The organism is Pseudomonas nitroreducens, from assembly GCF_014204515.1.
GTDB lineage: Bacteria > Pseudomonadota > Gammaproteobacteria > Pseudomonadales > Pseudomonadaceae > Pseudomonas > Pseudomonas nitritireducens_A.
In genome coordinates, this window is record NZ_JACHLI010000044.1 from 1 (window position 1) to 2,452 (window position 2,452).

Here is a 2,452-nt window from a genome sequence, read left to right on the forward strand (position 1 = left end):
CGGTGGTCATGCTTGCGTCCGCAAGAAAAGTTGCGGACGCAATAGTCTCAACTGCGGGGTCAGGCACCCAGGACGCCGATTTTCACGCGCTTACACTGTTTCAGCTTCTGGAAAAGCGCTTGACCAAGTTACGCGCCTTGTAGAGATGTCGATCCAGTGGCCGAGGCTCAAGGCGGTGTCTTCTTGATGGGAAAGCAGCATCGGCGTCTTGGCGCCGGATAGCATCAGTGAATGCATCGGAGTCATAGTCCTTGTCCGCCAATAGTACCGAAGGGTTAAAACCATTGAGCAGTGTTTGGGCTTGACCGTATTCGTGGCCTGAGCGGGGGGGGCAGCAGGCGCGCCGGTTCTACAGCAGAGTGGATCTTGGCGCTCAATCCGTCTCGGGATTTGGCCCTGGCCTAGGCATTCTGATCGATTTTCTTGCTGCACCGTGCTGATGAGCCCGCACGATGCTGCCATCTACCGTAGGTGTTCAAAGTCTGCTCAGTTGCAAGCGATTCCATCACTCGTAACCTCACGCCCTTGCGTGACCAGCGGCTATAACGCACCTACACACGCTGCCAATGACCGTAGGCCTCCGGAAGGTCGCGCCAAGGTGCGTCGGTTCGGGCGATCCAGAGCACCGCCTCGACAAACCGTCGGTCATCTCTGACCATCACGCTCCGGTCGCTGGACTTGGCCGGCAATAATTCCTTGATCCGCTGCCTCTGATGATCATGAAGCCAATAGAGACAAATCCCACTCCAAAAAAGCGGTGGGATTACTGGTCGGCACATCCAGTGGTAAACAAGAACACTACCTAGAACTACCACTCCTTCAATTGCCTTGGCGCAAGCATGGATTTTCGATTGGAGGACCTTCGGCCCGCTTTATATGTCTGCGAAAATTGGGCGCGTAAGGATCGAGAATTCTCTTTGCGAGCCTAGGTAAAGCTATTCGATCAAAGGTAACTCAGAATTTTCTTAATTTTATGGGCGGGGGAATTTTGTAACCTGAGTGAAGGAAATTTTCCGATTCAAAGCCTTTTCTTTTTTGAAGTAAAAGCACGTTTTTAAGCATAGCAGGCTAATTGCGCGGTGCTGTGATTTGCGGCAACTGTCGTGCTTAGTGAGATGGTCAGAATGATAGGAGTAGAAATGTCTGCGATTCAACTGATTGCGAAGAGTACTGGGCAAGTGACGGATGTCAGTGGCAACAACCTGTTGTCATTGATGCGGTCGTGCGTGGTGAAAATCACCGCCTCGCCAGAAGACGTCAAATCCATTAGCCGCAGTGGCGATGCCTTGGTTGTGCGCCTCAAGAATGGTGAAGTCATCACCATCAACAACTTCTTCCACAGCGTGGATGGGGTGCGCAACGACCTAGTCATGGAAGACCAGAGCAATCACCAATTGTGGTTGGCCAGTTACTCCGACCCTTGGACCGGCACCGAGCTGGTGGAGCTGGGCTCCATCGACGAACTCATCGCCGCACAGTCCGGCGCCGACAACGCCGTGCTCGGCCTGCTGGTGCCCGGGATCGGCGCCATCGGTATTGGTAGCTACCTGGCCAGCCGCGGCGGCAGCGGCGGCTCCAAGCACAAGGGAGGCGCAGTGCCCGGCGCACCGGAAGTCCTCTTCAACAACCTCCAGGGCCTGACCGGAACCTCCGAGCCCGGCAGTCAGATCACCCTGCATCGTCCGGACGGCAGCACCGTAACCACCACCACCGACGACAACGGGCACTGGAGCTTCTTGCCCAATCCGCTGGACAACGGCCAAGCCGGCGAAGTGACTGTCTCCGGCGGCAACGGTCCGAGCCCCCGGACGCCCACCGGGCCGGCCGACCTGGTCGCGCCGAAAGCCCCCAGCGTCACCGAGAACAACGCCGACGGCCTGGCCGGCACCGGTGAGCCGGGCGACACCATCACCCTGCACAAGCCTGACGGCAGCACCGTGACCACCACCGTGGACGAGAGCGGCAACTGGTCGTTCCCGGAGAACCCGCTGGGCAACGGCGAGCAGGGCACCCTGGTCGAGACCGACCCGGCCGGCAACCACAGCGGCAATGTCGACAGCGGCGTAGCCGACCTGATTCCGCCGACCCCGCCGGTAATCACCGAGAACAACGGCAGCGGCCTGGGCGGAAACGGCGGCGAGCCAGGCGATATCGTCACCGTAACCAAGCCCGACGGCAGCACCGTCACCACCACCGTGGACGGCAGCGGCAACTGGGAATTCCCGGAGAACCCGCTGGGCAACGGCGAAATCGGCGAAGTGACCATCACCGACCCCGCCGGCAACATCAGCGACAAGACTCCCACCGGCCCGGCCGACCTGATCGACCCGGAAGCCCTGGTGGGCGACGAAAGCCTGCAACTGCTCGATGACGTTGGCGCCATCACTGGTCCGATCGCCAAGGGCGGTGTGACCGACGACGCGCGTCCTGAATTCAAGGGCGAACTGGCCGA

Annotated in this window: 2 protein-coding genes; one reads left to right on the plus strand and one right to left on the minus strand. The window is 59.2% G+C overall.

The annotated features are described in order from the left end of the window. Window positions 1-551: 551 nt before the first annotated feature. Entirely contained in the window at window positions 552-779 is a 228-nt protein-coding gene (locus HNP46_RS36280) for a transposase (protein ID WP_409372484.1), read from the minus strand. A gap of 360 nt (window positions 780-1,139) precedes the next feature. Here HNP46_RS36280 and HNP46_RS32320 point away from each other — a divergent pair. After that, the coding region (locus HNP46_RS32320; RefSeq protein WP_184597363.1) for a BapA/Bap/LapF family prefix-like domain-containing protein at window positions 1,140-2,452 on the plus strand (1,313 nt) is incomplete at its 3' end.

Bases quoted from the DNA above. Each gene is read 5' to 3' on its own strand.
- HNP46_RS36280 (WP_409372484.1), bottom strand. From the start codon at position 779: ATGTGCCGACCAGTAATCCCACCGCTTTTTTGGAGTGGGATTTGTCTC.